This is a genomic window from Streptomyces xantholiticus (genome assembly GCF_014651015.1).
In the GTDB taxonomy this organism is placed as follows: domain Bacteria; phylum Actinomycetota; class Actinomycetes; order Streptomycetales; family Streptomycetaceae; genus Streptomyces; species Streptomyces xantholiticus.
The window spans coordinates 183,355-198,846 of record NZ_BMWB01000006.1; the positions used below are offsets into that span (position 1 = coordinate 183,355).

Below are 15,492 nucleotides of genomic sequence, written 5' to 3' on the forward strand. Positions count from 1 at the left end.
ACGGCACATGCGGACCTCCCGACGTCACGACCGAGCACGTCCAGCCTGTCGAGTATTCGCTCCGCCGCCCCCCGGGAGCGGGCGCCGAGGCCGCCGATTCACCCGATCGGTCCCGCCGTTCCGGCCCCACGGGCGCCGGTACGGACGGGTCGGGGCCACCATGGACACACAAGGGTCCGTCCGGCGCACTGGTGCCGAGGAGGTGCCACATGGCCCGGCGCTTCATGGTGCTCAGTGCCGGTATGGGGGCAGGTCACGACGCGGTCGCGGGCGAACTGGCCCGCAGGCTCGCCGCAAAGGGGCACGAGGTGCTGGTACGCGATGTGCTGGCCCTGCTGCCGGTCGGCGTCGGGCGGGCACTGCGCTCCTCGTACCGATTCTCGGTACGCCACGTCCCCCTTCTCTACGCGGGAGTTCACGCTCTTTTTCTCGCGCCGGGTGAAACGGCGGAGGGGGACGAGGCGGCGAGCGGGCAGCGGGGCCGGCTCCTGGAAATGTCGCCGCTGCCCGCGCTGGCCGAAGGCCGGCTCGGTGCACTGGTGCGCGACTGGAAGCCGGACGCCGTCGTCTCGACGTTCCATCTCGCCGCCCAGATCACCGGCCGGATGCGCGACCGTGGCACGCTGCGCGTCCCCAGCGCGGTGTTCGTCACGGACTTCGCCGTGCACCGCGGCTGGCTCCAGCCGGGCAACGACCTTTACCTGTGCGTGACGGCAAGCTGTGCGGAGGCGGTTCGCTCGGCGACCGGCGCCCGGGCCGCCGTTTCCGGGCCGGTGGTGCCACCGGAGTTCGGCCGGCCGGCCGGCCCTGGCACGACCGGCCCGCCGGGGAGCCGGCCCACGGTGCTGATCTGCACGGGAGCGTGGGGCGTCGGCTCCGGGCTGACGCGTACCGCACAGGCGCTGGCCGACCATGGCTGCCTGCCGGCGCTGCTGTGCGGCCGGGACGAAAGGCTCCGTCGCAGGGCGGCCGCCGTGCCCGGCGCGGTCGCGCTCGGCTGGGTGAACGATCTGCCGCAGCGGATGGCTTCCGCACGGCTCCTCATCGACAATGCCGCCGGCCAGACTGCGGTGCAGGCCCTCGCCGCGGGTCTTCCCGTCGTCGGCTACCGGCCCATGGCGGGCCACGGGGCCACCGGCGTACGCGCGATGTCGGCGGAAGGGGTCACGGCGTCGGCGAGCAGCCTCGGCGAACTGCTGTGGTGGGTGGACGAGTTGCTGATGCCGGGTCCAGTGCGGGAGCGGCAGCTCGCGCGCGCCGCTGCCTTGTTCCGCGACGACGCGGCACGCTTCGTCGCGGAACTGGCGGCCGTCTGAAGCAACGGCCGGCCCCCTCAGCCGAAGCGTTCGGCCAGGCGTCGGAAGACCACCGGCACCGCACCGTGGATTCGCGCCGGGAGCCTGAGCCACGGCGGGATGAAGACCTCGGCCCTGTTGCGGCCCACGACCATGCGCCAGACCGCTTCGGCGACCTGCTCGGCGGGGACCGGCTTCGGCCTGGACCGCAGGCAGGGAGCGCCGCGCCGTTCGAAGAACGGCGTGTCGACGATGCCTGGGATCACCAGGCAGATCTCCACACCGCTGCCTTTGAGTTCGTAGCGCAGGCTGTCGGCGAAGGCGCCCAGCGCCGCCTTGGCCGCCGAGTACACCGCTTCGTCCGCGACGCCCACCGCACCGGCGATCGAGCCGAGCAGCACGACCCGCCCCCTGCCCCGGGCGACCATCTGCGGCAACAGCCGGCGCACCAGGTGCACCACGGATGCCAGGTCGACCGAGAGCACCTCGTCGATCGCCGCAGGCGGTATGGCGGTGAACGGCCCCGCCCAGCCGATGCCCGCCGCCGCCACGAGGACGTCCACGTGCCCGGCGGACTCGACGGCCCTGCAGGCGATGTGCTCGGCGCTCGCCGGGTCGGCGAGGTCGGCCCGCAGCACGGCCCCGCCGGTGCGGCTTGCCACCTCCTCCAGGCGCTCCTTGTCGCGTCCGTGGAGCAGCAGGTGCCAGCCCGGGGCGGCGGCGAAGCGGTCCGCGACGGCCGCGCCGATCCCCGAGGACGCGCCGGTGATCAGCACCACCGGCCCTTCCGGTCTTCTCGTCGATCCCTCGGGCACTTCGGACCTCGCAGGCGCCACGGGCATCACAGGCTCGTCAGAAGCTGCGGCGAGATGTTCTTGATCATGGTGTTGGTCCAGCGCATCTGCCGAAGCGTCCGCGGATGGCACGACGAGGCGAGCTCCAGCAGCCGTGTGTCCCTCGCGGCCTGTGCGGCCTGCGCCAGCATCTCCCAGTGGAGGGAGTTCCCGGTTGCGTCCAGATGCAGCTCACGCAGGTCGCGCAGGAGCAGCAGGCCCGGTTCCGGGCGGTGTCCGACGGCCTGCGCCGCCCTCTCCCGCACCATCGTCAGCAGCGCCGGCGACGGCTTCGAGGGGGGCGCGCCCAGCTCGAGACCGTACGAGCGGCCGGTGCCGGCCAGCCGTTCGACATGCTCCCTGGACCAGCCGGCGAGGTCCTTGGCCACGTGGTGGACCTCGTGCTCGGTGCGGTGGCGGTCGGCCACCGCGAGCAGTTCCCCGGCGAGATGCTGCTCCCCGTGGTGGAGGAGGCGCAGGGTGAGGGTGATGCCGTTCATCGCGCCCCTTCCTGCGAGGCCCGGTCCGTGGCGGTCGTCTGCAGCACACGGGCGCTCGGCCCGCCTTCTGTCGCGGGTACGCGGGAGCCCGGGCGGGGTTCGGAGGCGGTGGTGGTGGGAGCCGGGGAGGGCTGCCCGCCGCCCTTCTCCACCAGGGTGAGTCCGGCGGCTGCGGTCTTGAACAGCGGCTGCTTGGAGACCGGGTCCCAGTCGGTGACGGTCGCCTCGTTCGCGGCGCGCCCCGGTGTCCTGCCGTCCGGGCCCGAGCCGGCGGGAGTGTCCCAGTAGCCGTAGTGGAAGGGCACGAACAGGGCTCCTCGCCGCAGATCGGTGACGCGCAGCCGCCCCCGCAGGGCGCCGCGCGGCGAGGTGACCTCCACGAGGTCCCCCTCCTCGAGGTCCCGCGCGGCGGCGTCGGCCTCTGAGATCTCGACCCACACGTCGGGCGCCGCCGCGTTCAACTGCGGTGTGCGGCCCGTCTTGGTGCGGGTGTGGAAGTGGTAGGCGGTGCGCCCGGTGGTCAGCTGGAAGGGGTGCTCCTGGCTCGGCGCCTCGTGCAGCGGCAGGAACTCGGCAGCCTTGATCATCGCCTTGCCGTCCGGGTTCAGGGAGCGGTACTCGACGACACCGGCGGACGCGCCGGTCAGCAGGTCCTTGCCGTAGGACTCGCACTCGTCGGGGTGCGCCCATCCGATGCCGTCGGTGTGCAGGCGCGGCGTGCCGTCCGGCGCCTCTTCGGTGCACGGCCACTGGATACCGCTGCCGCCGCGCAGCCTGCCGTACGTCAGACCCGTGTAGTCGCACGGCCGGCCGGCGCTGCAGCGCTTCCACGCCTCGAACGCCGACTCCGGGTCGTGCCAGGGGAGCAGCGGTCCGCCGTCCTTGTCGCGGAAGTCCATGCGCGCCGCGTAGTCCAGGAAGATGTCAAGGTCCGGCCGTGCCTCACCCGGCGGCTCGACCGCCTTGTCCGAGAGGTGGACCGTGCGGTCCGCGTTGGTGAACGTGCCGGTCTTCTCGCCCCAGGCCGCGGCGGGCAGGACGACGTCCGCGAGTTGTGCGGTCTCGGTCGGGAACAGGTCCTGCACGACCGTGAACAGCCGGTCCTGGGAAAGAATCGAGCGGATGCGGGTGAGCTCGGGCAGGGAGACGGCCGGGTTGGTGCCGCTGATCCACAGCATGCGGATCGAGCCCTGCTCGGCATAGCGGAACATCTGCATCGCGTGAGTGGGCGGCGCGTAGTGCGGAATGGTGGTGGGCTCGACGTTCCACACCTTCGCCAGTTCGGCCACGTGGTCGTCGTTCTCCCAGTTGCGGAAGCCGGGCAGGTCCCCGTTGGCCCCGCATTCACGGGTGTTCTGGGCGGTGGGCTGTCCGTTCATCTGCAGGACGCCGGCGCCCGGCCTGCCGAGCATGCCCCGGATCAGGTGGAGGTTGTTGATCTGGACGGCGGCCGCCGTGGACTGGTGGGACTGGTAGATGCCCTGCAGCACCGTGGACAGCAGCCGGCCGGTGGTGCCGATGACCTCCGCCGCTTGGACGATCAGCCGGGCGGGGACGTCACAGATCGCGGCCGCCCATTCCGCGGTGCAGTTTGCGACCCGGGCGGCCAGTTCCTCGAAGCCGACCGTATGAGCCTCGATGTACGCGTGGTCGATGCGTTCGTGACGGATTGTCTCGTGCAGCAGGGCGTTGAGCAGGGCCACGTTCGTGCCGATGCGCGGCGCCAGATGGACCGTCGCCCTGCGGGCCACCTGGGTGGGCCGCGGGTCGACGCACACCAGGCGCGGCGGATCCGCGCCCTCCAGCCGGTCCAGGACACGCATCCACTGCACGGGCTGCGTCTCCGCGAGGTTGTGGCCGAACAGTGCGATCACATCGGCGTGGTCGATGTCGTCGAAGCTGCCGGGCTGGCCGTCGCAGCCGAAGGACTCCTTGAGCGCCTCGGCGGCGGTGGAGGTGCACAGACGGGTGTTGCCGTCGAGGTGGTTCGTCCCGATGCCGGCCCGGGCGAGCACGGCGAGCGTGTAGTACTCCTCCAGGAACAACTGGCCGGAGGTGTAGAAGCCGATGGAGCCCGGGCCCCGTTCGCCGAGCAGTTCGCGCGAGCGGGAGACGACGCGGTTCATCGCGGTCTCCCAGTCGGTCTCCACCAGCCGCCCGCCCTCCCGGATCAGCGGTCTGGTCAGCCGGTCGGGCGAGGCGCCTGCCTGCCAGGCGAAGAGGTCCTTGGGCCCGAGCCTGCCCCGGTTGACCCTGTCGATCGCCCGGCCGCGCACGCCGACCATGCGGCCGTCCCGTACGGCGATGTCCATGGCGTCCCCGCCCGAGTGAAGAACGGATGCCGTCTGCACCCACCGTTCCACCTCGTCCGCCGTCACCCCGTCGACCAGGTGGGTGTCCACTCGCGTCGGCCACTGCCCGTGCCGCGCATACGGAGTACGGCCTCCCCAGGGCCGCGCGATCCGGTCCACCCGAGCATCCACGTCGTACCTCCCGTGCCATGCGGCCGGTACGGGGCGTACCGACCGCACAGAAGTACCCGGCATCCCGGAGTCGTAACGCCCGCCCGTGCGCGGCCCGTCACCGCAATGGCGGATGTCGTGAACAACCCGTAAGCGCCCACACATATACATTGCACCGGTATAGGTCATTGGGGTCTCCGCCTCTGGGTGCATCCGCGCCTGAACCAGAGCAGAAGGCACCCGAACGTACGGGAGTTCGTGTGGCATCTGAGTCAGGTCCTCGCCTCGACGTGGAGTCGGAGGACGCGTACGAGAACGAGCTGCCCCTGCAGCGCAGGGAGCCCGGCAACGTCGTGATCAAGTGGCTGACGACCACCGACCACAAGACGATCGGCACGCTGTACATGTCGACATCGTTCGGCTTCTTCCTCATCGGCGGTCTGATGGCGCTCTTCATTCGCGCCGAGCTGGCCCGGCCGGGCATCCAGATCATGTCGAACGAGCAGTACAACCAGTCGTTCACGATGCACGGCACCGTCATGCTGCTGATGTTCGCGACGCCGCTGTTCGCCGGATTCGCGAACTGGATCATGCCGCTGCAGATCGGCGCGCCCGATGTGGCGTTCCCACGGCTGAACATGTTCGCGTACTGGCTGTACCTCTTCGGCTCGCTGATCGCGGTGGCCGGCTTCCTCACCCCCCAGGGTGCGGCCGACTTCGGCTGGTTCGCCTACAATCCGCTGTCGAACATCGAGCACACGCCAGGCATCGGCGGCGACATGTGGATCATGGGTCTGGCCTTCTCCGGCTTCGGCACGATCCTCGGCTCGGTCAACTTCATCACCACGATCATCTGCATGCGCGCTCCCGGCATGACGATGTTCCGGATGCCGATGTTCACCTGGACCATCCTGCTGACCGGTGTGCTGGTCCTGCTGGCCTTCCCGGTACTGGCGGCCGCGCTGCTCGGGCTGGAGGCGGACCGCAAGTTCGGCGCCCACATCTTCGACTCGGCGAACGGCGGCGCGATCCTGTGGCAGCACCTCTTCTGGTTCTTCGGCCATCCGGAGGTGTACATCATCGCCCTGCCGTTCTTCGGCATCGTCTCTGAGATCATCCCGGTCTTCTCCCGCAAGCCGCTGTTCGGTTACATCGGTCTGGTGGGCGCGACGATCGCGATCGCCGGTCTGTCCGTGACGGTGTGGGCGCACCACATGTTCGTCACCGGAGCAGTGCTGCTGCCGTTCTTCTCCTTCATGACGTTCCTCATCGCCGTACCGACCGGTGTGAAGTTCTTCAACTGGATCGGAACGATGTGGAAGGGGACTTTGTCGTTCGAGACTCCGATGCTCTGGGCGATCGGGTTCCTCGTGACGTTCCTCTTCGGCGGTCTGACGGGCATCATCCTGGCCTCACCGCCGCTGGACTTCCACGTCTCCGACTCGTACTTCGTCGTCGCGCACTTCCACTACGTCGTCTTCGGCACCGTGGTGTTCGCGATGTTCGCCGGATTCCACTTCTGGTGGCCGAAGTTCACGGGCAAGATGCTGGACGAGCGGCTCGGCAAGATCACCTTCTGGACGCTGTTCATCGGCTTCCACGGCACGTTCCTGGTGCAGCACTGGCTGGGCGCGGAGGGCATGCCCCGCCGCTACGCGGACTACCTCGACGTCGACGGCTTCACCGCGCTGAACACGGTCTCGACGATCGCCTCGTTCCTGCTCGGTCTGTCGATGCTGCCCTTCCTGTACAACGTCTGGAAGACGGCGAAGTACGGCAGGAAGCTCGAGGTCGACGACCCGTGGGGCTACGGCCGTTCGCTCGAGTGGGCCACGTCCTGCCCGCCCCCGCGGCACAACTTCACCACGCTGCCGCGCATCCGCAGCGAGTCCCCGGCGTTCGACCTGCACCACCCGGGCATCGCGACCCTGGACGAGGTCACGGACGCGGGCCGGCGGGACGTCTACGAGCCGGGCCGGGGGGTCGCCCCGCCACTCGGCGAGGACAAGGACGGCAGGTGAGGGGGCCGGTGCGGCAGCCCGAGCCGGACGTCGCCGCGGGGATCGCCCGGCTCGAGGGCTATCTGCTCGCGCAGAGCAAGGTGCAGGAGGCCGAGCGGGAGGCGGAGGCGTTCGCCGGCCGGATGCCGTGGCTGACCACCGCGCAGCGCGAGGAGGTCGTCCGCGTCTACACCCAGGACCGCATCGCGCTGTCCCGGCAGGTCCTGGAGGCCCTTGTGTCGCGGGCGCACGAGCTGCGGGCGGAGTACACCGCGCGTTACGAGGAGCTCAGGCGCCGGCTGCTCTGCGCGAGCGTCGCGGCACTGCTCGGGTCGACGGCCCTGTGCGTGCTCGCGGGGCTGCTGGCCGCGCGGCGCTGACACGGGCCGAAGGATTTGCCGCCACCGGCGCGATACTTGTGGGATGAACAGGTCGGTGCGCCGGATCCCGAACGTGCGTCGGCAACTGGGCAGCAGTCTCTTCGCCCGGGTCGCCGGCCCCTCGGGGGCCGAGACCCGTGCCCGCATCCATGACACACCGGGACCGCGCTGGTTCGGGCCCGACCGGCCGATCCGTACCGTCCACGGCGACGCCTCCATGTTCATCGGCGGGCTGAGCGCCCTGCTGCTTCAGTCGCTGCATCCGCTGGCCATGGCCGCCGTCGCGGCGCACTCCGGTTACCGCGGCGACCCCTGGGGGCGGCTGCAGCGCACCAGCACGTTCCTCGCGGTGACGACGTACGGCACCGCGGACGACGCGCGGGACGCGGTGGAGTCGGTGCGGGCCGTCCACGGGCGGGTGGCGGGCAGGACCGCTTCGGGCGAGCCGTACCGTGCCTCGGACCCGCATCTCCTCGGGTGGGTGCACGTCGCGGAGGTCCACAGCTTCCTCCGCGCCCATCAGCGCTACGGAAAGCGGCCGCTGGACGCCGCCGGCTGCGACGGGTACGTGGCCGACACGGCGTGCGTCGCCGAGGCCCTCGGGGTGATCGACCCGCCGCGCGACCGTGCCGGGCTGGCCGCGCGGCTCGCCGCCTACCGCCCGGAACTCCGGGCTTCGCGCGAGGCCCGCGAGGCCGCCCGCTTCATGCTCGTGCACCCGCCGCTGCCGTGGGCCGCCCGCCCGCCGTACGCCCTCCTGGCCGCGAACGCCGTCGCGCTGCTGCCGCCCTGGGCGAGGGAGCCGCTCGGTCTGCCGTACGCACCGGCGCTCGAGCGGCGCTGCGTACTCCCGACCGGGACCGCGCTGACCGGCACCATCCGATGGGCCATGGCAGCCCCTCGCCCGAACTCCGAAGACGCCTGACCGGGGCGGGGATGCACCCCGCGCGGCCCCCGGCCGTCGGAAATAGAATGAACGCGGGCCGGAAGGGCCCAGCCGGGCCGGGTTCCGCCGTGCGCCGCACGGGCACCGGGCCGGTCGACCTTCGGACGCAGTTCGGGGAGGTCCATGACCCGGCGTCGTCCCCTGCGATCGGCAACCGCGGACGAGATGCTGGTCACGCTCGGGCGGCTCACCGACCGCGCGCGACAGGGCGCTGAGCGGCAGAAGGCCCGGGTCGAACTGGCCGAGGCACTGCAGCGGTCGATGCTCCCGGCCGGACTCCCCTTCGTGCCGGGCCTACGGGTCGCCGCCCGGTACCTACCGGCCAGGAACGGTCTGGACATCGGCGGCGACTGGTACGACGGCTTCGTCCTCCCCGACGGCTCCCTGGGCTTCTCGATAGGTGACGTGCAGGGCCACGACGTGGAGGCCGCCGCCTTCATGGGGCAGGTCCGCATCGGGCTGCGTGCGGTCGCGACAGCCACCACCGACCCGGGCGAGGTGCTTGGCCGTGCCAACGAGCTGCTGCTCTCCGTGAACCAGGGGCTCTTCGCCACCTGCAGCTTCCTGCGGTACGACCCGGTCGCCAGTGAGCTCCAGAGCGCCCGGGCGGGCCATGTCCCGGCCGTCTGGGCGACGATAGACGGACAGGGCGGGGTCGTCGAGGACGAGGCGGGCGTGCCGCTCGGCATTCTGCCCGGCGAGGTGTATCCGGTGGCGACTCGGCGCCTGTCCACCGGTGGCGCGTTCGTGCTGGTCACCGACGGTGTTGTGGAAGGTCCCTCGTTTCCCGTCGAGGCCGGCCTGGAAGCGGTGGCCGCTCTGGTCCTCTCCGCGGCCCGCCGGGGGACGGAGGCCGGAGAGCTGGCCGCGCAGGTGATGGGCACCACGGCGCTGACCGATCACACGGACGACGCAGCGGTCCTCGTTCTGCTCCACAACACTGCGTAGCCGCCGGGTCCCGCGCGGAGCGGCTCCCGGCAAGTTCCCGGCGCTGACAGCGCGTGTCAGGAAGACGCGGCGACGAGGACGCTGTGTGATGACGTGCGTGGTCCGCAGCGAACAAGCCCTACGCCCCGCCGCAGCACTGCTGCGTATCCTCGCCGTCGCCGGTGCCTACCTGGTCGGCGCGCGAATCGGCCTGCTCCAGCAACTGGTGATCGAGGGGGCGGTCGTCACGCCTCTGTGGCCGCCCACGGGCATCGCCCTGAGCTGTCTGCTGTGGGCCGGGGCCGGGGTGTGGCCCGGCATCGCGCTCGGCGCGCTCCTCACCATCGCCACGATCGACTCGGTCGACCCCGCGGCCGTCGGCATCCTGGCCGGCAACACGCTGGCCCCGCTGGCGGCGTATCTGATGCTTCGGTGGATCGGCTTCCACACCCGGCTCGACCGGCTCCGGGACGGACTGGCGCTGGTGTTCCTTGGTGCGCTGGGCGGGATGCTCGTCAGCGCGACGCTCGGCGCCGGGACGTTGGTGCTGAGCGGCTCGCTGTCGCTCGGCGAGTTCTGGCCGGTGTGGTCCGCGTGGTGGGTCGGGGACGCGATGGGTGTCCTCGTGATCACCCCGCTGTTGTTGGTGCTGCGCCGGGCCCGACTCCCCCGCGACACTCGGGCGTGGTGGTGGACGGAGGCGGTGGCGCTCTGTGTGACGTCGGTGGCCGTGGTGCTGGTGGCCACCCGGGTCGATCTGTCGCTGCTGTTCCTGGTGTTCCCGGTGCTGATCTGGGCGGCTCTGCGGTTCCAGTTGCCCGGCTCCGCGCCGTGCGCGGTGCTGATCTCGGTGCTGGCGATCTCGGCGGCGACCGAGGGCTACGGCGCCTTCGCCGGTCGCTCCATGCTGGAGGTCATGGTCATACTGCAGGCCCTCAATGGCTGTGCGGCACTGACGGGGCTGCTGCTGGCGGCGATCGTCTCCGAGCAGATCGCCGTCCGCCGAAAGGTCGAGGAGGCCTGCTGGGCCCTCGCCGATGTCGTGGACCAACTCGCGCCGGGCGAGACGGCGCATCTGTGGCCGCCGCCCGAGCGCGAGATGCGCCAGGACCGGTAGCCACGCTTTGTTAATGGCATTCATTTTCATGTAGCGTCTCCTCGCTCACCCCGACCCGAGGAGGACAACGATGGCCGTTCCCAAGCGGAAGATGTCTCGCAGCAACACCCGGCACCGCCGCGCCCAGTGGAGGGCCACGACGGCCCAGCTCGTACCGGTGACGGTCGACGGCTCGACCCTGATGGTCCCGCAGCGGCTGGTCAGGGCCTACGAACGCGGACTGCTGCGGCCCGAGGACTGAGACGGCGGCACCGCCGTGGAGACGGCGCCACCCCCGAGCGGCTGAACGCGCTCGGGGGTGGTGATGTGCGGGTCGTGTCCGCGTTTCGCCGGGTGGATCAGTAGGCGGAGTCGACGTTGTCGATGGAGCCGTACTTGTCGGCGGCGTAGTTCGCGGCCGCGGTGATGTTGGCGACCGGGTCGGTCAGGTCGTCCGGGGTGCCGGGGACGTGGTACGCGTCGAAGGTCGGCTGGATGACCTGCAGCAGACCCTTGGACGGCGTGCCGTTCTGCGCGTTGACGTCCCAGTTGTTCTGGGCGTTCGGGTTTCCGCTCGACTCTCGCATGATGTTGCGGTGCAGGCCCTCGTAGGTGCCGGGTATGCCCTCGGCCTTCATGATGTCGAGCGCCTCCTTGATCCAGCCGTCCAGGTTGTCGGCGTAGACCTTCTTGGCCTTCTTCGGCTTGTCCGCCTTCTTCGCGGCCGGCGCCTCGGAAGAGACCGAGGCCGCCGCGGCCGGGGCGGCGTGAGCGGGGGAAGGGGCCAGGGTCAGGGCCAGTGCCGCGGCACCCGCGGTGGCCAGGCCGGTGAACGACAGCTTGCGGAAACGGGCGGTGCTGGACTGGGTGAAGGCGGTCATACGGAAGGAATCTCCAAGGTGGGACGTCGGGGGACCGACCAGGTGCGGTTCGGCGGGCGGCGGAGACATCTCCGCGTGGGCCCGGCGCGGTCGGGGCGGGCGGAGATCCGCCCTGTCCGGCACGTGCTCTCCGGGACGTCAGCAATGGTTAGAGGCAGCCGAGGCAGCTGGCAAGAATGTGACCTACTACCCGACTACAGAGGAATGCCGGACTCGCCCAACGATGCCCACTCGTCATGGGGTGCGGTTTCCACTACCCCGCTTAGGACGTGATCTGGCCCCTATGCGCGGTGTCACACGACGAGGCCCTGACCGGGCCCCGGAGCGCGGTGGACCTGCGCCAGAACGATCACCGCGTCGTCCATCGGCACATCGGGCAGCAGGCTCGCGAGAATCCGGTCCGCCGTCGCCTCCAGTGACCCGGTCGCGCCGCGCAGATGGCCGCGGAGCGCCTCCATGCGGTCCTCGATGTCGTGGCCGCGGGCCTCGATCAGGCCGTCGGTGTACAGCGCCAGGGTGGCGCCCTCGGCGAGTTCGATCTCTGCCGTACGGAAGGGGAAGCCGCCGACTCCCAGCGGGATGCCCAGCACGTCGTCGAAGGTCACCACCGTGCCGTCCGGATTGCGCACCAGCAACGGCGGGTGGCCTGCGTTGGCCATGCGGGCGCGGCCGGTCGCCGGGTCGTAGAGGAGGTAGAGGCACGTCGCCAGTTCGATGCCGGCCTCCTGGGCGCAGGCGTCGAGCTCCGTGAGGACGTCCCCGGGTTCCCGGGTGTGGCGGGCCACGGCTTTGGCCGTGATGCGCAGTCGGCCCATCGCCGCCGCGGCCCGTACGCCGTGTCCCATCACATCGCCCACGACGAGCGCCACCCGGTCGCCGGGCAGGGTGATCACGTCGTACCAGTCGCCGCCGACCTCCGTGACCTGGCTCGCGGGCAGGTACCGGTGGGCGATGTCGATGTGGGGGCTGCTGCCGAGGGCGGTGGGGAGCAGCGCGCGTTGCAGGGTGAGGGCGATGCGCCGCACATGGCTGTAGAGGCGGGCGTTGTCCAGGCACAGCGCGGCGCGCGAGGCCAGCTCTCCGGCGAGGCTGATGTCCTGATCGTCGAAGGCCGGGCGTGCGGCGGACCGGCCGAACATCGTGAGCCCCTGCACCGTCCCGCGCGCGATCAGGGGGGCGATGAGCAGGCAGGTCAGGCCGCTGTCGGCCAGCAGCTGTGCGCGGGCCTGACGGATGACGGTCCGTGACATGAACTCGTCGTTCACGGGGACGGCGACGGGCCGGCCGGTCTGCATCATGGCGTGGATGGTGGATCCGGGCGGGTAGACCACGCTCTCGAGTCCGCTCACCAGCTCCGGCGCGGGCGGCGGCAAGGTCGTTCCGGCCGCGATCCGGCGGGTGACCAGCGGCAGCCGGGGGTCGAAGACCTCCGGCTCGTCCATCCAGTCCACGACCTCCACCACGGACGCGTCGGAGAAATCGGGGACCGCGGCCTCGACGAGTTCCCGGGCGGTGACCTTCACGTCCAGGGTGGTGCCGATGCCGGCGGCGGCCCGGTCGAGCAGGGCCAGCCGTCGGCGCCCCGCGGTCGCCTCGACGATCGCCTGCTCACGGTCGGTCACGTCGACCAACAGGCCGCCCACTCCGCGGCGTGTGTCGCCCGCCCCACTGAGGGGGAACAGGCTCACCGACCGGACCTGGTCCCGGTCCGGACGGCCCGGCGTGCGCAGCCCCACGAGGGCGCCGACGACCGGACGGCCTTCGTCGGCGACGGCGCGCAGCATGCGCCCGTACGCGCCTCCGTCGGAGGTGACCATGAGCTCGTCCATGCGCCGCCCGATGTGGTCCTCGATCGGCAGTCCGTCCATGTCGGCGAGGGCCTGGTTGAGATGGATGTAGCGCAGGTTCTCGTCGAGCATCACCAGGCCGATGGGGCACGTCTCGAAGAGGGCGTCGAGGAACGTCAGGTTGGTCTTCACCCGGTCCAGTTCGTCGCCCCTGCTCGCAAGCCCCACGATCACGGACCGGCCGTCCTCGCCGGTCAGGGGGAAGACCCGGAATCCGCAGTCGAAGACGGAGCCTTCCGCATGCACCGCCGGCATCCGGACACGCCAGTAGCCCAGGGTCCGGCCGCGTTCCGCCAACCGAACGGCCGCGCCGGGTCCGCCGCCCGGCTCCCGCGGGAAGAGCAGCGCGGCGGGCCGGGACAGCACCGCCGCGGAGTCATGGCCGAAGAGGCGCTGCGCACCGGGCCCCCAGTAGCAGATCCGGTCTTCCTCGTCGATACCGAGCACGGCCACCGGGACGTGCTCCAGCAGGGTTCCCGGCTCCGAGCGCAGCGAGCCGGACGACTGACCTCCCCCCGGCCTGTCCGTCGGCACCATGGGCCCCCTTTCAGGCACTGCAGGCGGCGCCGAATGCGCCCGCCCCGCGGCGCCCGGGCCTCAGCTGCAATTCTGCCCGTCCTCCGCTGTTCGGACATCACGGCGGAGAACGGCAAGGGGCGGCCCGGTGATCCACCGATCACGAGCGACACCGGCCGCGCGACCTCCGGGAGCGCCAGGAAATCCGGGACCGCCGAAGAACGCCGGGAGGGCCGCGGGCGTTTCGGCCATGGGCGGCCGGCGGCGCGGGGCCCGCCGACGGCCTATGGGCCTGACCGGACCGGGCGGGGTCCCATCCGGTCGCGGCCGGCGCGTTCGGCGGCTACTCGAACCGCGAGGTGTCGCCCGCCCCTCGGCGTACGATCTCGGGTTCGCCGCCGGAGAAGTCGATGACCGTCGTCGGCTCGGTGCCGCAGTCGCCGGAGTCGACCACGGCGTCCACCACATGGTCGAGCCGCTCCTTGATCTCCCAGCCCTGAGTCATCGGCTCCTCCTCGTCGGGCAGGAGCAGTGTGCTGGAGAGCAACGGCTCACCGAGCTCGGCGACCAGTGCCTGGGCGACGACGTGGTCGGGGATCCGGACGCCGACGGTCTTCTTCTTCGGGTGCAGCAGCTGGCGCGGCACCTCCTTCGTCGCGGGAAGGATGAAGGTGTAACTGCCGGGCGTCGCCGCTTTGATCGCGCGGAACACGTCGTTGTCGACGTGCACGAACTGCCCCAGCTGCGCGAAGTTCTGACACACCAGCGTGAAGTGGTGACGGTCGTCCAGATTGCGGATGGTCCGGATCCGGCCGATGCCGTCACGACTGCCCAGCCGGCATCCCAGTGCGAAGCAGGAGTCCGTCGGGTACACCACGAGCCCGTCGGCTCTGATGCTGTCGACCACGGTGCCGATGGTGCGTCGGTGAGGGTTCTCGGGGTGCACGTCGAAGTACTTCGCCATCCGCCGAGTCTAGGGCGTGACCGGCGGTTCAGGGCTCCTGGTCGATCAAACCACGTCGCCGACGTACTCCTTCGGGCAGGACTTCGTCTCCTGCTAGGGCTGCTGCCAGGGGTGGCCGCTCCTGAGGGCGATGCCGTCGAGGACCATGGACAGGTACTGACGGGCGATCTCGTCGGGGCTGTGCAGGCCGCCGGGCCGGTACCAGGACGCGGCGACCCAGACGGTGTCACGCACGAAGCGGTAGGTGAGCCGGACGTCCAGGTCGGCGCGGAAGACCTGGGCGGCGACCCCTCGCTCCAGCGTTCCCAGCCAGGCCTTCTCGAACTTCTGCTGCGACTCGGCGAGATATGTGAAGCGGGGCTGGGCCGAGAGGTACCTGGACTCCTTCTGGTAGATCGCCACGGCCGCACGGTGCCGATCGATCTCCCGGAAGGACTCGACGACGAGCGCCTCGATGGTCTCCCTCGGGCCGAGATCCGCGGCCAGCACGGCGTCGTACCCGGCCCAGAGTTCGTCGAGGAAGGTGGAGAGGATCTCGTCGAGCATCGACTCCTTGGAGTCGAAGTGGTAATAGAGGCTCCCTGCCAGCATTCCGGCCGCGTCAGCGATCTTGCGGACGGTGGTGGCGTTGTAGCCCAGCTCGGCGAAGACTTCGGCGGCGACGCCGAGCAGTTCGCTCCGCCGCTCGGGCGAGGAGCTCACCGTCTTCTTCTTGCCGTCGGCCGGCACGCTGCCGGCCGACGCGCTGCTGTTGGGCACATTACGTTTCGGCACGCTGCCATTGTCGTCCCCTGCGATGCCCGTGGATGCCACGGCCCGGCTTCCCGCAGCTCAGCCGGTGGCCC

Annotated in this window: 14 protein-coding genes; 7 read left to right on the forward strand and 7 right to left on the reverse strand. The window is 70.8% G+C overall.

All coding sequences use genetic code 11. The annotated features are described in order from the left end of the window. Positions 1 to 209 precede the first annotated feature (209 nt). On the forward strand, positions 210 to 1,316 hold the full coding sequence (locus IE198_RS12880) for an MGDG synthase family glycosyltransferase (protein ID WP_189885900.1): 1,107 nt from the start codon (positions 210 to 212) through the stop codon (positions 1,314 to 1,316). Positions 1,317 to 1,333: 17 nt separating this feature from the next. Here IE198_RS12880 and IE198_RS12885 read toward each other — a convergent pair whose 3' ends face one another. The 3 genes from IE198_RS12885 to IE198_RS12895 are packed head-to-tail and all read right to left on the reverse strand — an operon-like array spanning position 1,334 to position 5,111. Then, a complete protein-coding gene (locus IE198_RS12885) occupies positions 1,334 to 2,137 on the reverse strand; it encodes an SDR family NAD(P)-dependent oxidoreductase (RefSeq protein ID WP_189885902.1) in 804 nt (267 codons plus the stop codon). Further along, positions 2,137 to 2,628 (reverse strand): hypothetical protein, encoded by a 492-nt coding sequence (locus tag IE198_RS12890; protein ID WP_189885904.1) that lies wholly within the window; start codon positions 2,626 to 2,628, stop codon positions 2,137 to 2,139. The genes IE198_RS12885 and IE198_RS12890 overlap by 1 nt, the downstream gene beginning before the upstream one ends. Beyond that, entirely contained in the window at positions 2,625 to 5,111 is a 2,487-nt protein-coding gene (locus IE198_RS12895; protein ID WP_189885906.1) for a molybdopterin oxidoreductase family protein, read from the reverse strand. Before IE198_RS12895 ends, IE198_RS12890 begins: the two co-directional genes overlap by 4 nt. A 239-nt stretch (positions 5,112 to 5,350) precedes the next feature. On the opposite strand from IE198_RS12895, the gene ctaD reads away from it, so the two are divergent. From ctaD to rpmF, 6 genes are all read left to right on the forward strand, one after another. Continuing rightward, positions 5,351 to 7,111 carry an aa3-type cytochrome oxidase subunit I gene (gene ctaD / locus IE198_RS12900; protein WP_189885908.1) on the forward strand — a complete coding sequence of 587 codons (1,761 nt, stop codon included), beginning with the start codon at positions 5,351 to 5,353 and terminating at the stop codon, positions 7,109 to 7,111. An 8-nt stretch (positions 7,112 to 7,119) separates the two neighbouring features. After that, positions 7,120 to 7,470 (forward strand): hypothetical protein, encoded by a 351-nt coding sequence (locus tag IE198_RS12905; protein WP_229833883.1) that lies wholly within the window; start codon positions 7,120 to 7,122, stop codon positions 7,468 to 7,470. Positions 7,471 to 7,513: 43 nt separating this feature from the next. Further along, a complete protein-coding gene (locus IE198_RS12910) occupies positions 7,514 to 8,395 on the forward strand; it encodes an oxygenase MpaB family protein (RefSeq protein ID WP_189885913.1) in 882 nt (293 codons plus the stop codon). Positions 8,396 to 8,539: 144 nt separating this feature from the next. Further along, complete coding sequence (locus tag IE198_RS12915) at positions 8,540 to 9,364, forward strand: PP2C family protein-serine/threonine phosphatase (protein WP_189885914.1); 825 nt, start codon at positions 8,540 to 8,542, stop codon at positions 9,362 to 9,364. A 97-nt stretch (positions 9,365 to 9,461) separates the two neighbouring features. Further along, a complete protein-coding gene (locus tag IE198_RS12920; RefSeq protein WP_189886066.1) occupies positions 9,462 to 10,460 on the forward strand; it encodes an MASE1 domain-containing protein in 999 nt (332 codons plus the stop codon). Positions 10,461 to 10,530: 70 nt separating this feature from the next. Continuing rightward, positions 10,531 to 10,701, forward strand: a complete 171-nt coding sequence (gene rpmF, locus IE198_RS12925) for a 50S ribosomal protein L32 (protein ID WP_189885916.1) — start codon at positions 10,531 to 10,533, stop codon at positions 10,699 to 10,701. Positions 10,702 to 10,798: 97 nt separating this feature from the next. Here the strand turns inward: rpmF and IE198_RS12930 are convergent, their stop codons facing one another. The 4 genes from IE198_RS12930 to IE198_RS12945 form a co-directional block, all read right to left on the reverse strand. Further along, positions 10,799 to 11,320, reverse strand: a complete 522-nt coding sequence (locus IE198_RS12930; protein WP_189885918.1) for a transglycosylase SLT domain-containing protein — start codon at positions 11,318 to 11,320, stop codon at positions 10,799 to 10,801. Between the two features lie 293 nt (positions 11,321 to 11,613). Then, a complete protein-coding gene (locus tag IE198_RS12935; protein WP_229833885.1) occupies positions 11,614 to 13,704 on the reverse strand; it encodes a SpoIIE family protein phosphatase in 2,091 nt (696 codons plus the stop codon). Between the two features lie 322 nt (positions 13,705 to 14,026). Next, complete coding sequence (locus IE198_RS12940; protein WP_189885920.1) at positions 14,027 to 14,647, reverse strand: L-threonylcarbamoyladenylate synthase; 621 nt, start codon at positions 14,645 to 14,647, stop codon at positions 14,027 to 14,029. Positions 14,648 to 14,740: 93 nt separating this feature from the next. After that, positions 14,741 to 15,376, reverse strand: a complete 636-nt coding sequence (locus IE198_RS12945) for a TetR/AcrR family transcriptional regulator (RefSeq protein WP_189886070.1) — start codon at positions 15,374 to 15,376, stop codon at positions 14,741 to 14,743. Between the last annotated feature and the right edge of the window lie 116 nt (positions 15,377 to 15,492).

What these genes read in the sequence shown, in the direction of transcription:
- IE198_RS12880 (WP_189885900.1), top strand. Translation starts at nt 210, where the DNA reads ATGGCCCGGCGCTTCATGGTGCTCAGTGCCGGTATGGGGGCAGGTCAC.
- IE198_RS12885 (WP_189885902.1), bottom strand. Translation starts at nt 2,137, where the DNA reads ATGCCCGTGGCGCCTGCGAGGTCCGAAGTGCCCGAGGGATCGACGAGA.
- IE198_RS12890 (WP_189885904.1), bottom strand. Translation starts at nt 2,628, where the DNA reads ATGAACGGCATCACCCTCACCCTGCGCCTCCTCCACCACGGGGAGCAG.
- IE198_RS12910 (WP_189885913.1), top strand. Translation starts at nt 7,514, where the DNA reads ATGAACAGGTCGGTGCGCCGGATCCCGAACGTGCGTCGGCAACTGGGC.
- IE198_RS12915 (WP_189885914.1), top strand. Translation starts at nt 8,540, where the DNA reads ATGACCCGGCGTCGTCCCCTGCGATCGGCAACCGCGGACGAGATGCTG.
- rpmF (WP_189885916.1), top strand. Translation starts at nt 10,531, where the DNA reads ATGGCCGTTCCCAAGCGGAAGATGTCTCGCAGCAACACCCGGCACCGC.
- IE198_RS12930 (WP_189885918.1), bottom strand. Translation starts at nt 11,320, where the DNA reads ATGACCGCCTTCACCCAGTCCAGCACCGCCCGTTTCCGCAAGCTGTCG.
- IE198_RS12935 (WP_229833885.1), bottom strand. Translation starts at nt 13,704, where the DNA reads ATGGTGCCGACGGACAGGCCGGGGGGAGGTCAGTCGTCCGGCTCGCTG.
- IE198_RS12940 (WP_189885920.1), bottom strand. Translation starts at nt 14,647, where the DNA reads ATGGCGAAGTACTTCGACGTGCACCCCGAGAACCCTCACCGACGCACC.